Origin of the sequence: Rhodococcus sp. WY5, assembly GCF_018588185.1 — a bacterium.
GTDB classification, from domain to species: Bacteria; Actinomycetota; Actinomycetes; order Mycobacteriales; family Mycobacteriaceae; genus Rhodococcus_F; species Rhodococcus_F qingshengii.
The window spans coordinates 5153875-5169260 of sequence record NZ_JAAMPR010000001.1; the positions used below are offsets into that span (position 1 = coordinate 5153875).

The window sequence follows — 15386 nt, forward strand, 5'->3', positions numbered from 1 at the left end:
CGCCCGTGCCCGTTGCCCCCGATCCCTCAACCGCGTTTGCCGAGTTCGCGCATCCCGACCGGTTGGTCTCGACGGAATGGCTCTCGGCGAATCTCGGTGCGCCGGGCCTCAAGGTTGTCGAATCCGACGAAGACGTGTTGTTGTACGACGTCGGCCACATCCCCGGAGCCGTGAAGATCGACTGGCATCTCGACCTCAACGATCCGGTCACCCGCGACTACATCGACGGTGCGAAGTTCGCAGAGTTGATGAACCGCAAGGGCATCGGCCGCGACGACACCGTGGTCATCTACGGCGACAAGAGCAACTGGTGGGCGGCCTACGCACTGTGGGTCTTCACTCTTTTCGGCCACGAGGACGTCCGTCTTCTCGACGGTGGCCGCGATGCGTGGATCGCCGAGAACCGCGACACCGCTTTCGACGTTCCCGACATCACGTCAACGGATTACCCGGTCGTCGAGCGCAACGACGCTCCCATTCGCGCATTCAAGGACGACGTTCTCGCGCACTTGGGCGACGGGCCGCTCATCGACGTGCGATCTCCGCAGGAGTACACCGGCGAACGCACCCACATGCCCGACTACCCCGAAGAGGGTGCGTTGCGTGGTGGACACATTCCCAGCGCGCTCAGCATCCCGTGGGCGAAGGCAGCGGCACCGGACAGCCGCTTCCGCACCCGTACCGAACTCGGCGAGATCTACGGCGACCTGTCGGCCGACGACAACATCGTCGCGTACTGCCGCATCGGTGAGCGTTCCAGTCACACCTGGTTCGTGTTGACTCATCTTCTCGGCTACCCGAACGTTCGTAACTACGACGGTTCGTGGACCGAGTGGGGCAATGCCGTGCGCGTCCCGATCGTCCAGGGCGAAGAGCCCGGCGCCGTTCCGTCCTCTGTATCGGCGTCATGAGCGCTCTTCCTTCGGCTCTGGCCGAGATCGTCGACGACTTCGCGGCCGTCGGCGCCTCGGACAAGCTCACCCTTCTTCTCGAGTTCAGCCGAGAGCTGCCGCCGTTGCCGGCGGAGCTCGAGCAGAGCGCGATGGAGCCGGTCCCCGAATGTCAGTCGCCGCTCTTCCTCTCGGTCGACGATTCGGATCGCGACAACGTCCGTCTGTACTTCAGCGCTCCCCCCGAGGCTCCCACGACGCGTGGTTTCGCGTCGATCCTCGCGCAGGGGCTCGACGGCCACAGCGCCGACGAGATCCTCGGTGTACCCGACGACTTCTATTCGGCGCTCGGTCTCGCAGAAGCCGTGAGCCCGCTCCGTCTGCGCGGAATGTCGGCCATGCTCGCGCGCATCAAGCGGCACTTGCGGGGCTGAAAACATGGAGTTCACCGAACTGGCCGACTATGCGATTCCGGCCGGCGCACTCGTCGAATGGTTGCCGTGCGCAACCGGGCCCTGGGTTCCGGATCCGCGGCCCGTCTCCTACATTCACGAGGCACATCTCAACCGTTCCGCTGCAGGCGCAGGCGACAAGTCTTGGCTGGGAACAGCTTTCGAGATTTCCGGCCCGCTCGACGTCGATGCGTTCCGAGTCGCTCTCGGCCGGTGGATCGACCGTCACGAAGTTCTGCGCTCGCATACCGTCCTCGAACCCTCGAGCGGCGAGATCACCCGGCACACGGTCCCGCTCGGCGGAATCGACATCGGGGTCGTCAGCCACGGCTACGACGCGTCCAGCCAGGACAACTTCGACCACCTTCACCGCCTGTTCGACGATTACGCGTCCCCGCACAGTTGGCCGTCGTACGTCTTCGCGACGTTGACGCCCCGCGGTGGCGACGGTCCGTTCACCGTGTTCTTCGCGGCGGACCACTCGATCATCGACGGGTTCTCGATCGTGCTGGTCGCTCACGAGATCGCAGCTCTGTACCGCGAGGCCTCGACCGGTAGTGCTGCAAATCTGTTTCCGGTGGGCAGCTACGTCGATTTCGGTGCCGTCGAACGCGAGCAGATGGCCGACATGGAAGCCGAGAAGGCTGCGGTCGAGATCTGGCGAAAGGCTCTCGGCACGGACGGTCTACCCCAGTTCCCGCTACCGATCGGTGACCGTGGAACCGATTCTCAGAACGGCCTGTCGACCTGGCTGCTCGACGCCGACCAGTCCAAGGCCTTCAGTTCGACGTGTGCAGCCACCGGCGTGGGGTACTTCGCCGGACTTCTCGGCGGACTTGCCGCTGTAGGTCGCGAAGTCGCGGGATCCGATCGATTCGAGGTCGTGACGCCAGTTCACACCCGCAGCGCTCAGGAGTGGGCGGGTGCGCTCGGCTGGTTCGTCGGACTGTGCCCGGTCGAGTTCGCCGTTGGATCGGACTGTTCGTTCGGCGACCTCGCGACACGCGCCGCCGAATCCATCGCTTCGGTCAAGCCTGCCGCAGCTGTCCCGTTCGATCGGATCGGTGAGCACCTCGAAACCCCGATCCGACCGCGATTCGTCGTGTCCTACATGGACGTTCGCTTCGTGCCCGAAGCCGCACAGTGGCCCGAATGGAACGCCAGAGCACTTCGAAGCAAGGCATATACGCACGACGTCTACATCTGGATCAACCGCACACCCCAGGGACTCAACCTCGCGGTCAGGTACCCAGGCAACGAGACGGCGAACGCCGCGGTTCACGCCTACGTGGCCGCACTGCGCCGGACCATCGAAGAAATCGTCACCGAACCGGACGCCGCCACCTCCGACAGCTACTCATCGGTAGTTTTCGAAACCGTTTCCTAAGCCGGAGTGGGCTTTAGCGATCCGGTTACAACCAGCGCCGAAGCGATGCATACACTCCGAAGTGATGCCAATCCCCCGATGGTGAAATCCCAGAGGAATACACCGCGGAGACAGACTATGCGAACCACAGGAGGCTCAGTGCCCAGTCATGCCAGCGCGCACATTACGAAGGTGCTTGTCGCGAACCGCGGTGAAATCGCGGTACGGGTCATCCGGGCGGCCAAGGATGCCGGCTACGGCAGCGTTGCCGTTTACGCCGAGCCCGATGCAGACGCGCAGTTCGTGAAGCTCGCAGACGAGGCATTTGCCCTCGGTGGACAGACGTCCGCCGAGTCCTACCTCGTGTTCGACAAGATCCTCGACGCAGCCAAGAAGTCCGGCGCCGACGCCATCCACCCCGGCTACGGTTTCCTCTCCGAGAACGCCGACTTCGCCCAGGCCGTCATCGACGCGAACCTCATCTGGATCGGTCCGTCACCGCAGTCCATCCGCGACCTCGGCGACAAGGTCACGGCACGCCATATCGCAGAACGCGCGAAGGCACCGATGGCAGCAGGCACCAAGGATCCCGTCAAGGGCGCCGACGAGGTCGTCGCATTCGCCAAGGAATACGGCGTCCCGGTTGCGATCAAGGCTGCCTTCGGCGGCGGTGGACGCGGCATGAAGGTCGCCCAGACCATCGAGGAAATCCCGGAACTGTTCGAGTCGGCCACCCGTGAGGCCATCGCAGCCTTCGGTCGCGGCGAGTGCTTCGTCGAGCAGTACCTGGACAAGGCCCGCCACGTCGAGGCTCAGGTCATCGCCGACCAGCACGGCAACGTCGTCGTCGCCGGTACCCGCGACTGCTCGCTGCAGCGTCGCTTCCAGAAGCTCGTCGAAGAGGCGCCCGCTCCCTTCCTGACGGACGACCAGCGCGCACGCATCCACGCATCCGCCAAGGCCATCTGCAAGGAAGCCGGCTACTACGGCGCCGGAACGGTCGAGTACCTGGTTCAGGGCGACACCATCTCCTTCCTCGAGGTCAACACCCGCCTGCAGGTCGAGCACCCCGTCACGGAAGAGACCGCGGGCATCGACCTCGTGCGTCAGCAGTTCCTCATCGCCAACGGCGAAGAACTCTCCATCAAGGAAGATCCCACCCCGCGTGGACACTCCTTCGAGTTCCGCATCAACGGCGAAGACGCCGGCCGCGGCTTCATGCCTGCCCCCGGCCCGGTCTCCGTCTACCGTGAGCCCACGGGCCCCGGCGTTCGCGTCGATTCCGGTGTCGTTGCCGGCGACGTCATCGGCGGACAGTTCGACTCCATGCTCGCCAAGCTCATCGTCACCGGCGCCACCCGCGAAGAAGCCCTCCAGCGGGCATCGCGCGCTCTGGCCGAGTTCGAGATCGACGGCCTCGCGACCGTTCTCCCGTTCCACCGCCACATCGTCGAGAACCCGGCGTTCATCGGTGACGGCGAGAAGTTCGACATCTACACCAAGTGGATCGAAACCGACTGGGTCAACCCCATCGAGCCGTACGCAGGCGCCGGTGCTCCCGTAGACGACGAGGACGAGGCTCTGCCGCGTCAGAACGTCGTCGTCGAGGTCGGTGGACGTCGCGTCGAGGTTTCCCTCCCGGGCCAGTTCTCGCTCGGCAACGGCGGCGGCGCTGCCTCCGGTGCGATCCGCAAGAAGCCGAAGGCGCGCAAGCGCGGCGGCGCCGGCGGAGGTGCAGCATCGGGTGACGCTGTCACGGCTCCGATGCAGGGCACCGTCGTCAAGGTTGCAGTGACCGAAGGCCAGGAAGTCGCAGAAGGCGATCTGATCGCCGTTCTCGAAGCCATGAAGATGGAAAACCCCGTCAACGCGCACAAGGCCGGTGTCGTCACCGGACTCTCCGTCGAGCCGGGTGCAGCAATCACGCAGGGAACGGTTCTCGCAGAACTGAAGTAGGGCCTCCGGCCCCGTGCGCCTTTCCGGTAGTCCCCACTACCGGAAAGGCGCACAGTCGTTTGAGTAGGCTGTAACGATGGCTGACGTCCCCGACATTCGCATCGGCACTGCAGAACGCGAGCAGGCACTCGATCTCCTGAGCGAGCACTTCGCCGCAGGCCGCCTCACCGTCACCGAGTTCGACGAGAGAAGCGGAATCGTCAGTGCCGCAACAACTCGCAGTGAACTCGTTCCGGTGTTCGCCGATCTTCCGGGCAACTACCAAGCGCCCGGCACCGCTCCCCTGTCGATGGTGACGCCTCCCGACGCACCGGCGGAGCGAGGCTTCAACCCCGACTGGTCCGGTCGCGTCATGGCCGTCGTCCCGATTCTCGCGGTGATCCTGTTCTTCGTCACCGGTACCTGGTTGTGGTTCCTCGCGATTCCCCTGGCCGGTGCGCTGCTGTTCGGTACCGACCGGGAACGCAAAGCCAAGCGCCGCCGCGAGCGGGACTCCGACTGATGGAGCCGATCGAGATCAACGCAGGCGGCTGGTATCTACGCGCACTGCGCGCAGACGAGCGTGTGGACGACCGCCCCGCCCTTGCCGATGGTGGTATCACCGACCCCGATTACGTGAGTCAGCGAAGCGCTCAGTGGCACGAAAACAGCGTCTACTCCTGGGCAGTGTGCCAACCCAACACCGGTGAGCTTCTCGCCGAGGTCGTTCTGACGCCTCTCGACTCCACCGCCCTGCTCACCGGCTGGGCCCGCGGCGGGCACACCGAGGCGCTCACGACGGCCGCCGACGCCGTCACCAGATTCGCCGAAGGTGCACTCGGACTCGTCGTCGTCGAGGGGCAGACGAATTGAAGAACAACCGATACTGGCCGTTGGCGATCGCCGTGGTCATTGCCCTGATCATGCTCTTCTCCCCGGGTTCCACCGTGCCCTCGAGCCCGGAGAACACCGACAAGATCACTCACACGCTGATGTTCGCGGTATTGGCGATCACCTCGTTGCACGCGCGGATCCCGGTGTGGCTCACGGCTGTGTGGTTGTTGATCTTTGCCGCGACGTCCGAGGTTCTTCAAGCAGCGCTGCCCATTTCGCGTTCCGGTTCGATCTGGGACGGCAGCGCCGACCTGCTCGGCATCGCCATCGGGATCGGTATCGTCAGCCTCGTGACGAGGCGACGAACTTCCCGCCGAGACGAGCCGAGCAGGTCCTGATCAGCTGAGCAGGTTGCTCCGCAATTGGTCCTGGGTCGACGCGTCGATCTTCAGGCCGTCGGTGAAGTAGGCCTCGATGGATCCGTGTACCTGCGCGAGCTCTGCCATCGACGCCTCCAGGTACTCGCGCCTGACACCGAGGACACCCTCGAGCAGGGTCGGGTCGATCCCCTTGGCCTCGAATCGCTCGAGGAGCGGCGCGAACATCGGCAACAAAATCTTGTTGGTTTCGAGGTAGTCCGCGAAGACCGCGTCCTCGGAGGCACCCAGGAACAGCAGTAACGCGGCCGCTGCCCAACCCGTGCGATCCTTGCCCGTGGTGCAGTGAATGAGTGCCGGCGAGCTGGGCGGCTGCGCCAAGTCGACGAACAGTTGCCGGTACGACGCGACCGCACTCGGCAAGGTCACGAAATCGCGGTAACTTCCCTGAAAGTACTCGAGCGCCTGGCCGCTGCCCAACGCTTCGGCAGCAAACGCCGGGTCGGCGATCATCTGCTGCATCTGAGCCGGAATGGCGCGATACTGCTTGTCCGCCAATACGTCCAGGCCGATTTCTCGGATACCGTCCGGCGTCAGATCCGGTGCCGTCTCGCGTTCGGATTCGGTGCGCAGATCGTAGATCGTGACGATGCCCAGATCGGCGAGGGTCTGTGCGCCGTCCGCACTGAGCGATGCCAGATCGGTGGAACGAAACACGCTCCCGGTGCGGACGGTGCCACCGAAGCTCGATTCGGGGCCACCGATGTCTCGGAGGTTCGCCAGGGACGGTACGACGGAAGACAGCTTCGGAGTATCGGTCATACCTGAGAATGTATCGGTCGCCGAGAAACCGTGATCGGGGAAGAGCAGCCGGAGAAATAAGATCGAGACACATCATCTCCCGTAATTGCTGCGCTACAGATCCGTAACATGCTCAAGTAATCCTGTGGACATGCCTACAACGAATTCCAGTGGTCTCGGAGCCTTCGATGCGCTCGGTGACCACCAGGCAGTCGCGGCGCTGCTCGAGTGTTGCCATTCCGCCGTGTGGGCACAGGAAATCGCCTCGTCTCGCCCGTTCGCCGATCTGGAAGCTCTGTTCGACAAAGCAGATGCGGTGCTGGCCGAGCTTCCCGAGTCCGAGATCGACGACGCTCTCTCCGGCCACCCACGAATCGGTGAGCGAAGCGAGAGCGCGGCCTCTACCCGTGAACAGTCGGGAGTCTCGTCGGCGACAGAAGACGTACTCGCGGAACTTCGACGGAAGAACGCCGAGTACGAAGAGACATTCGGCCATGTTTACCTGGTCTGCGCGTCGGGGAAATCTGGAACGGAGCTCCTCGACATCCTTCGAGGTCGTCTCCGAAACGACCCGGCGACCGAGCGTTCCGTGCTTCGAACCGAATTGGCCGCCATCAATCGGATCAGACTCGCCCGTCTGATCGATGCACTCGCCGGAGGCACAGCATGAGCAAGACCCTCAGCACGCACGTTCTCGACGCGACGACGGGCAACCCCGCGGCGGGGATTCGCGTCGAACTTCGTGATCGAGACGGCGCCTCCGTCACCACTGCGGAGACCGACTCCGACGGCCGCATCCCCGAACTTGCTCCCGGTGGCCTGACCGCCGGTCACTACACCCTGACTTTCGACACCGGAACGTATTTCGAGACCAACGGACAAGAAAACTTCTACCCGGAAGTGACAGTGACCTTCCGGGTGGACGACACGGCACGGGGCTATCACGTCCCACTGTTGCTGTCTCCCTTTGCTTATTCCACCTATCGCGGGAGCTGAACACGTGACTACCGAAAACATCACGACCGGCAACATCACAACCGGCAGTACGAACACCGAACGGTTGAGCGGATCGATCGAACTATCGGGTCACCAGTACGGCAAAGCGGAAAATCGAGTAGTCCGAATCTATCGAGACACCCCCCGTCACGAAATTCACGACATCAACGTCTCCACCTGCCTGCGTGGAGATTTCGCCGACGCATACCTCACCGGTGATCAATCGAAGGTTCTGCCGACCGACACGCAGAAACAAACGGCCTACTCCTACGCCAAGGAAAAGGGTCTGATCTCGATCGAGACGTACGGACTCGAACTCGCCCGTCATTTCGTCGACGACATCGAACCGGTCAGTGGCGCGCGGATCGAGATCGAGGAATACGCCTGGGAGCGTGCGATTGTCGACGGCAGCGAACACGACTACACCTGGATTCGGAAGGGTCAGGAAGTTCGGACGGCGTCGATCACCATCTCCGATACCGGGACATGGGTGATCGGCGGCTTGAAGGACCTGGTGATCCTCAAATCGACAGGTAGTGAGTTCTCGGGTTTTCTCGAAGATCCGTACACCGTTCTCGAGCCGACCGACGACCGCGTCATGGCGACGACGTTGGTCGCCCAGTGGCGATTCGTCACCACCGACGTCGACTGGGAATCGGTCTACGCGGGAATCAAGGCACAGATCGTCAAGCAGTTCGCACAGGTACATTCACTTGCCCTGCAGCAGACGCTCTTCCACATCGGCAAGGCAATCCTCGAGGAATTCCCGATCATCGCGGAGGTTCGACTGTCGGCACCCAACAAGCATCATTTCGAATATGCACTCGGCCGCTTCGGAGTGGAGAACGACAACGAGGTGTTCCACGCTGCGGATCGTCCGTACGGCCTGATCCAAGCTGCGGTCAGCCGATCCGACGCACCAGACGCGGGACCGTCGTGGACCACCTACGCCGGTTGGTTGTCGTGACCGAATCAGCTCTCGGGGCAACACTCGTCGTGGCGGGCGCTCATGTGGTCACGATGGACGGCGACCGCTCCGAGTACTCCGACGGCTATGTGGTGATCTCGGGCAACAAGATCGTCGACGTCGGCGCCGGAACGCCACCCGAATACCCGGGTGCGCAAGTGATCGACGGGAGTGGTTGCCTGATCACGCCGGGTCTGGTCAACACACATCATCATCTCTACCAATGGATCACCCGAGGCCTGGCCGCGGACTCGACGCTTTTCGAGTGGCTGACCACCCTGTACCCCGTCTGGGCAGGTATCGACGCCGACGCCGTCCACGTGGCGGCCACCGGCGGCCTCACGTGGTTGGCGAAAACCGGATGTACGACCACCACCGACCACCACTACGTCGTTCCCCGCGACGCCGGCGACGTTTTCGAGGCCGAGATCACCGCTGCTGCGCAGGTCGGCCTTCGATTCCACCCGTGTCGTGGGTCGATGGATCTCGGCCAGAGTTCCGGCGGCCTGCCACCGGATCACGTCGTGGAAAAACTCGATGACATCCTGACCGGCACGCAGTCGGTGATCGACCGTTGGCACGACCCGAATCCCGGATCGATGCTGCAGATCGCGGTAGCTCCCTGCTCACCCTTCTCGGTGACGGAGGCATTGCTCCGCGAGTCCGCGACGCTGGCCCGCGAAAACGGCGTGCGTATGCACACGCATCTGGCCGAGACACTGGACGAGGAGAGATTCTGCCGCGAGCATTTCGGTTGCACGCCGGTCGAATACATGGAACGAGTCGGCTGGGTGGGCCCGGACGTCTGGTACGCCCACGCAGTCCATCTCGACGACGCCGGTATCGAGACGATGGCGCGAACCGGAACTGCGGCGGCGCACTGCCCGACCTCCAACGCGCGCCTGGGAGCCGGTATCGCCCGTGCCGCCGATTTGGTGAACGGCGGGGTCACCGTGGGGCTCGGCGTGGACGGCGCGGCGAGCAATGAAGCTTGCAGCCTGATCGAGGAGTCTCGTCATGCACTTCTGTTTGCTCGCGCGAAGGGCGGACCGCAGACGATGACGGTGCGAAAAGCCTTGGAATTGGGAACGATCGGCGGCGCACGAGTTCTGGGCCGCGAGGGCGAAATCGGATCGATCGAGGTCGGAAAACTTGCCGACCTGGCGGTGTGGAAACTCGACACCGTCGCGCATGCCGGCATCACCGATCCGGTGGCGGCGCTCGTACTCGGCTCGACTCCCCCGCTGAAGTTACTGCTCGTCAACGGACGAATCGTAGTTGCCGACGGACGAGTCACCACCGTCGACGAGGACGTCGTGGCCTCGGATGTCGCACGCGCACACCGCGATCTACTCGGAAAGGCTTGAGGTCGCGATGGACCTGCACAGCGTCGACGAAGTTCTGGTGCCGCGGACCCGCGCCGAACTCCCCTGTGCGTCACCCGGCATCGGGTTCATCGGTGGCGGCACCTGGCTGTACTCGGAACCGCAGCCGCACCTGACCACCCTTGTCGACCTTGCGGGCTTCGACTGGGAAGCTGTGGCGGTCGGCGATCTCGGTCTCGAGATCGCGGCCACCTGCACCATCGAGGAACTGTGCCGCGCCGAACTTCCCGCATCCTGGCGCGCCGCAGCGCTGTTCCAACACTGCGCTGACGCACTGCTCGCATCGTGGAAGGTGTTGCGATACGCGACAGTCGGCGGCAACATCGCGCTCTCCTTCCCGGCCGGAGCGATGACGACTCTGTGTACCGCTCTCGATGCCGAACTGACGATCTGGCGTCCGGACGGTACCGAATACTCGTTCCCCGTAGTCGATTTCGTTATCGACGATTCTCGAAACGTACTCAGGTCCGGCGAGATCATCCGCAGTATTCGGATTCCCGTGCATGCATTGACTGCACGTACCGCGATGCGAAAGCTGGCTCAGACGTCACTCGGGCGATCGGCCGTAGCCGTGGCCGGACGCTGCGGCGCCGACGGTTTCACGCTGGCGATCACCGCCGCGACCCGCCGTCCGTACGCTCTGAAATTCGACGAACTCCCCGACGCCACAGCACTTGCGGATGCGTTGCGCAGCAGGATTCCGGAAGACGCCTACTTCACCGATGTCCATGGAACTGCGCCGTGGCGGAAGGCGATGACCGAGCTTCTTGCCGAAGAAATCCGAGGTGAACTGGAATGAAGTACTCGGTGGACGGAGTTCCGCGCGACGACCAGCCCCGCCCAGGACAGTGCCTGCGAACCTTCCTCCGCGAGCACGGAGCGAACTCCGTCAAGAAGGGGTGCGATGCCGGAGACTGCGGCGCCTGCTCGGTGCTGGTCGACGGACACCCCACCCATTCGTGCATATTTCCCGCCCATCGCATCGACGGCCGCGACGTCGTCACCGCCTCCGGTCTCGGAACACCGGAGAAACTTCACCCCATTCAACAGGCATTCGTGGACGCGGGCGGATTCCAATGTGGTTTCTGTACAGCGGGAATGGTAGTCACCGCATCAGCGTTGTCGGTCGAGCAAAAATCCGATCTCGCGTGCTCGATGAAAGGTAACCTGTGCCGCTGCACCGGTTATCGGTCCATTCGTGACGCTCTCGCCGGTACATCCAATACGGAGACCGCCAAAATAGGCGGGGCTCAGGGGCGTTCGATCGCAGCCCCGGCGTCCGCACGCATCGTCACGGGAACCGAGCAGTACACCATGGACTTCTCCCCGGGTGAGAAGCCGGTCGACCTGCTTCACGTCGCAGTACTCGGCAGTCCGCACGCACACGCACACATAACGCGGATAGACACGGCAGCAGCCGAAGCGGCGCCGGGCGTCGCTGCGGTCCTCACTTTTCATGACAGTCCGGACGTGCTGTTCTCGACCGCCCGGCACGAGGACCGCAACGACGATCCGGACGACACGCGCGTGTTCGACAGCACCCTCCGTTTCCGCGGCCAGCGCGTAGCCGCGGTCATCGCCGAAACCCCGACGCTGGCGGAACGTGCACTCTCGCTGATCGAAGTCGACTACGAGGTACGCGACGCGGTATTCGAACCAGATCTGGCGCGTTCCCCCGGCGCTCCACTCCTGCACGGCGACAAGGACGAGAGCTCGCGGATCACCGAGGCCCCTCGCAACGTGGTTGCCGCGCTTCACGATGGCGTCGGCGATCTGGACCGTGCGCTCGCGGATGCGACTGCAGTCGTCGAAGGTACGTGGAAAACTGCGCGAGTCCAGCACGTGGCCTTGGAAACTCACGGCGCTGTGGGGTGGCTCGACGAGGAGGGCCGTCTCGTCATCAGAAGCAGCACACAGGTGCCGTTTCTGGTTCGGGACGAATTGGCCCACATCTTCGATCTCGATCGCAGCCGAATCCGGGTGTTCGCAAAACGAGTAGGCGGGGGTTTCGGCGGGAAGCAGGAACTACTCACCGAGGATCTGGTCGCACTGGCCGTCTTGAAGACCGGCAAGCCCGTAGCCTACGAGTTCAGCCGAAGCGATCAGTTCACCATCGCACCGTCACGGCATCCGATGCGAGTATCGGTGCGTGCGGGCGCCGACGCCGACGGAACTCTCACTGCGCTCTCTATCGACGTCCTTTCCGACGCGGGGGCGTACGGGAACCATTCGATCGGAGTCATGTTCCATGGGTGCGCCGAATCCATGGCGGTCTATCGCGCTGCGACCAAACGCGTCGACGCCGAAGCGGTCTACACGAACAACGTTCCCTCCGGGGCCTTTCGTGGTTACGGGCTCGGCCAGATCATCTTCGCCGTCGAGTCGGCCATGGATCAGCTCGCGGATCGTCTCGGCATGGACCCCTTCGAGTTTCGGCGGCGCAACGTCGTCGTTCCCGGAGACGATTTTGTCGACTGGCACGTCGAAGACGGTGATCTCGAATTCGGCAGCTACGGACTGGACCAGTGCATCGACCTCGTCGACAGTGCACTGTCGAGCGGACGCGGAGAGGCTGCACCGGCTGGGTCGCGTTGGCAGATCGGTCGGGGCATGGCAATTGCCATGATCGCGACGATCCCGCCGCGTGGTCACTTCTCCGACACCACCGTCGCACTCGAGGCCGACGGTCGGTACGTCGTGAACATCGGCACCGCTGAGTTCGGCAACGGAACCACTACGATTCACCAGCAGATCGCGGCCACCGAATTGCGGACGACAGTCGATCGCATCACGATTGTTCAATCCGACACCGATGCCGGCGGATACGACACCGGAGCATTCGGGTCGACAGGAACGGTGGTCGCCGGAAAGGCGCTCCTGATCGCCTGCGAGCGCCTTCGCGAGCGGATACTGACCCGTGCGGTGCGATCGAGCGGTCGCGGCGCGCAGATCGACGACCTTTCGCCGGACGGTGTCGAAACGTCCCACGGTTGCCTCGATTTCGCGACGCTACTCGAAGGTGGCCCGCTCGCCGCTGACGGTCGCCACGACGGGACACCGCGCTCGGTCTCGTTCAACGTTCACGGTTTTCGCGTTGCCGTCGACACGAACACCGGCCGGGTGAAGATCCTGCAGTCGGTTCAGGCCGCCGATGCCGGCACTGTCATGAACCCGGCACAACTGCGAGGGCAGGTGGAAGGCGGTGTGGGACAAGCGCTCGGCGCTGCGCTGTCGGAGGAGATCGTCATCGAAGAAGGTCGGGTGATCAATCCGCAGTTGCGCAATTATCACGTTCCCCAGATCGGGGATCTGCCGATCACCGAAGTACTGTTTGCCGACACGTACGACAAGCTCGGGCCTTTCGGCGCGAAATCGATGAGTGAGGCCCCCTTCAATCCTGTAGCACCGGCGTTGGCAAACGCGATTGCCAACGCGTGTGGAGTGCGTATGTACTCCACACCGATGACACCGGATCGAGTGTGGGAACAGCTACAGAGGCCCTAGGTCTCGCGTGCGAGCACGCGCTCGACCGCGTCGACCGCGTCGTCCAGCTCACTGGTGGTCACCGTCAGCGCGGGCCGGAATCTGATTCCCCTCTTCCCGGTAGGCAGTATCATCACGTGCTCGTCTTCACGCAGTCGCTGTACGACGCGATCGCGAAGGTCACTGTCTTCCAGAGTGATCGCGCACATGAGGCCACGACCGCGCGGCTCGGTTGCCGCCGCGTACCGCCCGCAGACTTCGGTCAACCGGGCAAGGAGATGCGCACCCGTGAATCGCACGCGGTCGATCAGTCGGTCCTGCTCGACGACTTCGAGTATCCGCCGGGCACGAACCATGTCGGTGAGGTTGCCACCCCACGTCGAATTGATCCGAGAACTGACGTGAAACACGTTGTCATGCACTTCATCCACGCGCCCGCCGGCCATGATTCCGCACACCTGCGTTTTCTTGCCGAACGCCACCACATCCGGACTCAGACCCAATTGTTGGTAGGCCCAGGCAGTTCCGGTGATTCCGCAACCGGTCTGTACTTCGTCGAGAATGAAGAGGGCGTCGTTTTCGTGGCACAACTCCTGCATCGCCTGCAGAAATTCCGGCCTGAGGTGATGGTCGCCGCCCTCGCCCTGGATCGGCTCGGCGATGAAACAGGCAATGTCGTCGGGGTTGTTGGCGAAAGCTCGGCGCGCTTGATCGAGAGCTTCCCTCTCCGCAGCTTCGACATCGCGGCCGTCTGCCAGGTACGGCGAGTCGATACGTGGCCAGTCGAACTTGGGGAATCGCGCGACCTTGCCCGGTTCGGTGTTGGTGAGCGACATCGTGTAGCCACTGCGGCCGTGAAAAGCCTCGGTCAGGTGCAGGACCTTTGTCCCCAGATCTGCTGACAACCCACGGCTTTCGTTCCACCGACTCTTCCAGTCGAAGGCAACCTTGAGTGCATTTTCCACCGCCAGGGCTCCGCCGTCGACGAAGAACAAGTGTGGGAGTGCCGAATCCCCCAGTACCCGAGCGAAAGCCGCAACGAAGCGCGCCATGGGTTCGGTGTAGATGTCGGAGTTACTCGGCTTGTTGGAGGCCACGACAGCCAACTCCTGTTGAAACTCCTCGTCGCCTGTGATCGCAGGGTGATTCATACCCAGGGCCGAAGAGCCGAAGAAACCGAACATGTCCAGATACTCGGTTCCGTCTCGCAGGTCACGGAGATAGGAACCCCGCGACCCTTCGACGTCGAGAATCAGATCGAATCCGTCGACGAGGATGCTGGCCTTCAACACGTCGTAGACCGGAAAGAGCGCACTGTCACCGAAGTCTCGCATCGCAGTACTCATACGCGAAGGTTATGTCAATTTTCCGGGAGTGTCGATAGAGGACCGTAAAAGTTATTGAACAGGCGTCATTCGTCGTAAAAAGTTTGTAGGATGATGGTGCTTCGTGTGTTGACGTTGGCTGCCGTACGGATCTCCTGCAGCAATCGCTCCAACGCCCGAGGTGACGCCACCCGGACCAGGAGGACGTAGCTTTCGCTCCCGGCTACCGAGTGACACGAGACGACCGCCGGCAGATGACGCAAGCGGGCAGGCGCATCGTCGGGCTGCGAGGGATCGAGAGGAGTGATGGCGACAAATGCGGACAGATTGTGACCGAGTGCCTCCGGATCGATCTTCGCGGAGTACCCACGGATCACCTTGCGAGATTCCAAACGACGCACTCGCGACTGGACTGCGGAGATCGAGAGTCCAGCCTTCTCAGCAAGACTCGCGAGAGTGGCACGGCCGTCCAAGACCAATTCACGCATCAAGAGTCGATCGGTTTCGTCGACCGGAACACCGGCAACGTCACTGGTTTCTGTTTCTCGCACCTGCGCAGGCTAACGCAATCGGAC

At 63.1% G+C, this 15386-nt stretch carries 16 protein-coding genes; 13 read left to right on the forward strand and 3 right to left on the reverse strand.

Going from position 1 to position 15386, the window contains the following annotated elements:
• Window positions 1-5 precede the first annotated feature (5 nt).
• The 7 genes from G4D79_RS23800 to G4D79_RS23830 all read left to right on the forward strand — a co-directional run bounded on the left by G4D79_RS23800 (window position 6) and on the right by G4D79_RS23830 (window position 5875).
• Window positions 6-911, forward strand: a complete 906-nt coding sequence (locus tag G4D79_RS23800; RefSeq protein WP_003940962.1) for a sulfurtransferase — start codon at window positions 6-8, stop codon at window positions 909-911.
• Window positions 908-1324 (forward strand): SufE family protein, encoded by a 417-nt coding sequence (locus tag G4D79_RS23805; protein WP_003940804.1) that lies wholly within the window; start codon window positions 908-910, stop codon window positions 1322-1324. Before G4D79_RS23800 ends, G4D79_RS23805 begins: the two co-directional genes overlap by 4 nt.
• A gap of 4 nt (window positions 1325-1328) precedes the next feature.
• Complete coding sequence (locus tag G4D79_RS23810; protein ID WP_003940858.1) at window positions 1329-2729, forward strand: condensation domain-containing protein; 1401 nt, start codon at window positions 1329-1331, stop codon at window positions 2727-2729.
• A 138-nt stretch (window positions 2730-2867) separates the two neighbouring features.
• Window positions 2868-4664 carry an acetyl/propionyl/methylcrotonyl-CoA carboxylase subunit alpha gene (locus tag G4D79_RS23815; RefSeq protein ID WP_030535031.1) on the forward strand — a complete coding sequence of 599 codons (1797 nt, stop codon included), beginning with the start codon at window positions 2868-2870 and terminating at the stop codon, window positions 4662-4664.
• A 76-nt stretch (window positions 4665-4740) separates the two neighbouring features.
• Window positions 4741-5166: a DUF1707 domain-containing protein gene (locus G4D79_RS23820; protein ID WP_003940708.1), complete on the forward strand. Its 426-nt coding sequence runs from the start codon at window positions 4741-4743 to the stop codon at window positions 5164-5166.
• A complete protein-coding gene (locus tag G4D79_RS23825) occupies window positions 5166-5516 on the forward strand; it encodes a hypothetical protein (RefSeq protein ID WP_214514453.1) in 351 nt (116 codons plus the stop codon). The genes G4D79_RS23820 and G4D79_RS23825 overlap by 1 nt, the downstream gene beginning before the upstream one ends.
• Window positions 5513-5875, forward strand: coding sequence for a VanZ family protein (locus G4D79_RS23830; protein WP_042922147.1), 363 nt, complete (start codon window positions 5513-5515; stop codon window positions 5873-5875). Before G4D79_RS23825 ends, G4D79_RS23830 begins: the two co-directional genes overlap by 4 nt.
• On the opposite strand, the gene G4D79_RS23835 is transcribed toward G4D79_RS23830, so the two are convergent.
• Window positions 5876-6676, reverse strand: coding sequence for a tyrosine-protein phosphatase (locus G4D79_RS23835; RefSeq protein ID WP_007727222.1), 801 nt, complete (start codon window positions 6674-6676; stop codon window positions 5876-5878).
• A gap of 130 nt (window positions 6677-6806) precedes the next feature.
• Here G4D79_RS23835 and uraD point away from each other — a divergent pair, with 130 nt between their 5' ends.
• The 6 genes from uraD to G4D79_RS23865 all read left to right on the forward strand — a co-directional run bounded on the left by uraD (window position 6807) and on the right by G4D79_RS23865 (window position 13507).
• On the forward strand, window positions 6807-7325 hold the full coding sequence (gene uraD, locus G4D79_RS23840) for a 2-oxo-4-hydroxy-4-carboxy-5-ureidoimidazoline decarboxylase (RefSeq protein WP_030535033.1): 519 nt from the start codon (window positions 6807-6809) through the stop codon (window positions 7323-7325).
• Entirely contained in the window at window positions 7322-7651 is a 330-nt protein-coding gene (gene uraH / locus G4D79_RS23845) for a hydroxyisourate hydrolase (RefSeq protein WP_007727227.1), read from the forward strand. Before uraD ends, uraH begins: the two co-directional genes overlap by 4 nt.
• Window positions 7652-7715: 64 nt before the next feature.
• The gene (pucL, locus tag G4D79_RS23850; protein WP_037129153.1) at window positions 7716-8618 is read left to right on the forward strand and encodes a factor-independent urate hydroxylase; all 903 of its coding nucleotides are present in this window, start codon (window positions 7716-7718) and stop codon (window positions 8616-8618) included.
• 53 nt (window positions 8619-8671) lie between these two features.
• Entirely contained in the window at window positions 8672-9985 is a 1314-nt protein-coding gene (locus G4D79_RS23855; protein ID WP_230359898.1) for an 8-oxoguanine deaminase, read from the forward strand.
• A gap of 7 nt (window positions 9986-9992) precedes the next feature.
• On the forward strand, window positions 9993-10802 hold the full coding sequence (locus G4D79_RS23860) for an FAD binding domain-containing protein (RefSeq protein ID WP_030535037.1): 810 nt from the start codon (window positions 9993-9995) through the stop codon (window positions 10800-10802).
• The gene (locus G4D79_RS23865) at window positions 10799-13507 is read left to right on the forward strand and encodes a molybdopterin cofactor-binding domain-containing protein (RefSeq protein WP_214514454.1); all 2709 of its coding nucleotides are present in this window, start codon (window positions 10799-10801) and stop codon (window positions 13505-13507) included. Before G4D79_RS23860 ends, G4D79_RS23865 begins: the two co-directional genes overlap by 4 nt.
• Here the strand turns inward: G4D79_RS23865 and lat are convergent.
• The gene (gene lat / locus G4D79_RS23870) at window positions 13504-14832 is read right to left on the reverse strand and encodes an L-lysine 6-transaminase (protein ID WP_214514455.1); all 1329 of its coding nucleotides are present in this window, start codon (window positions 14830-14832) and stop codon (window positions 13504-13506) included. The two genes, G4D79_RS23865 and lat, sit on opposite strands and share 4 nt — an antisense overlap.
• 65 nt (window positions 14833-14897) lie before the next feature.
• A complete protein-coding gene (locus tag G4D79_RS23875) occupies window positions 14898-15362 on the reverse strand; it encodes an Lrp/AsnC family transcriptional regulator (protein ID WP_003940830.1) in 465 nt (154 codons plus the stop codon).
• Window positions 15363-15386 lie beyond the last annotated feature (24 nt).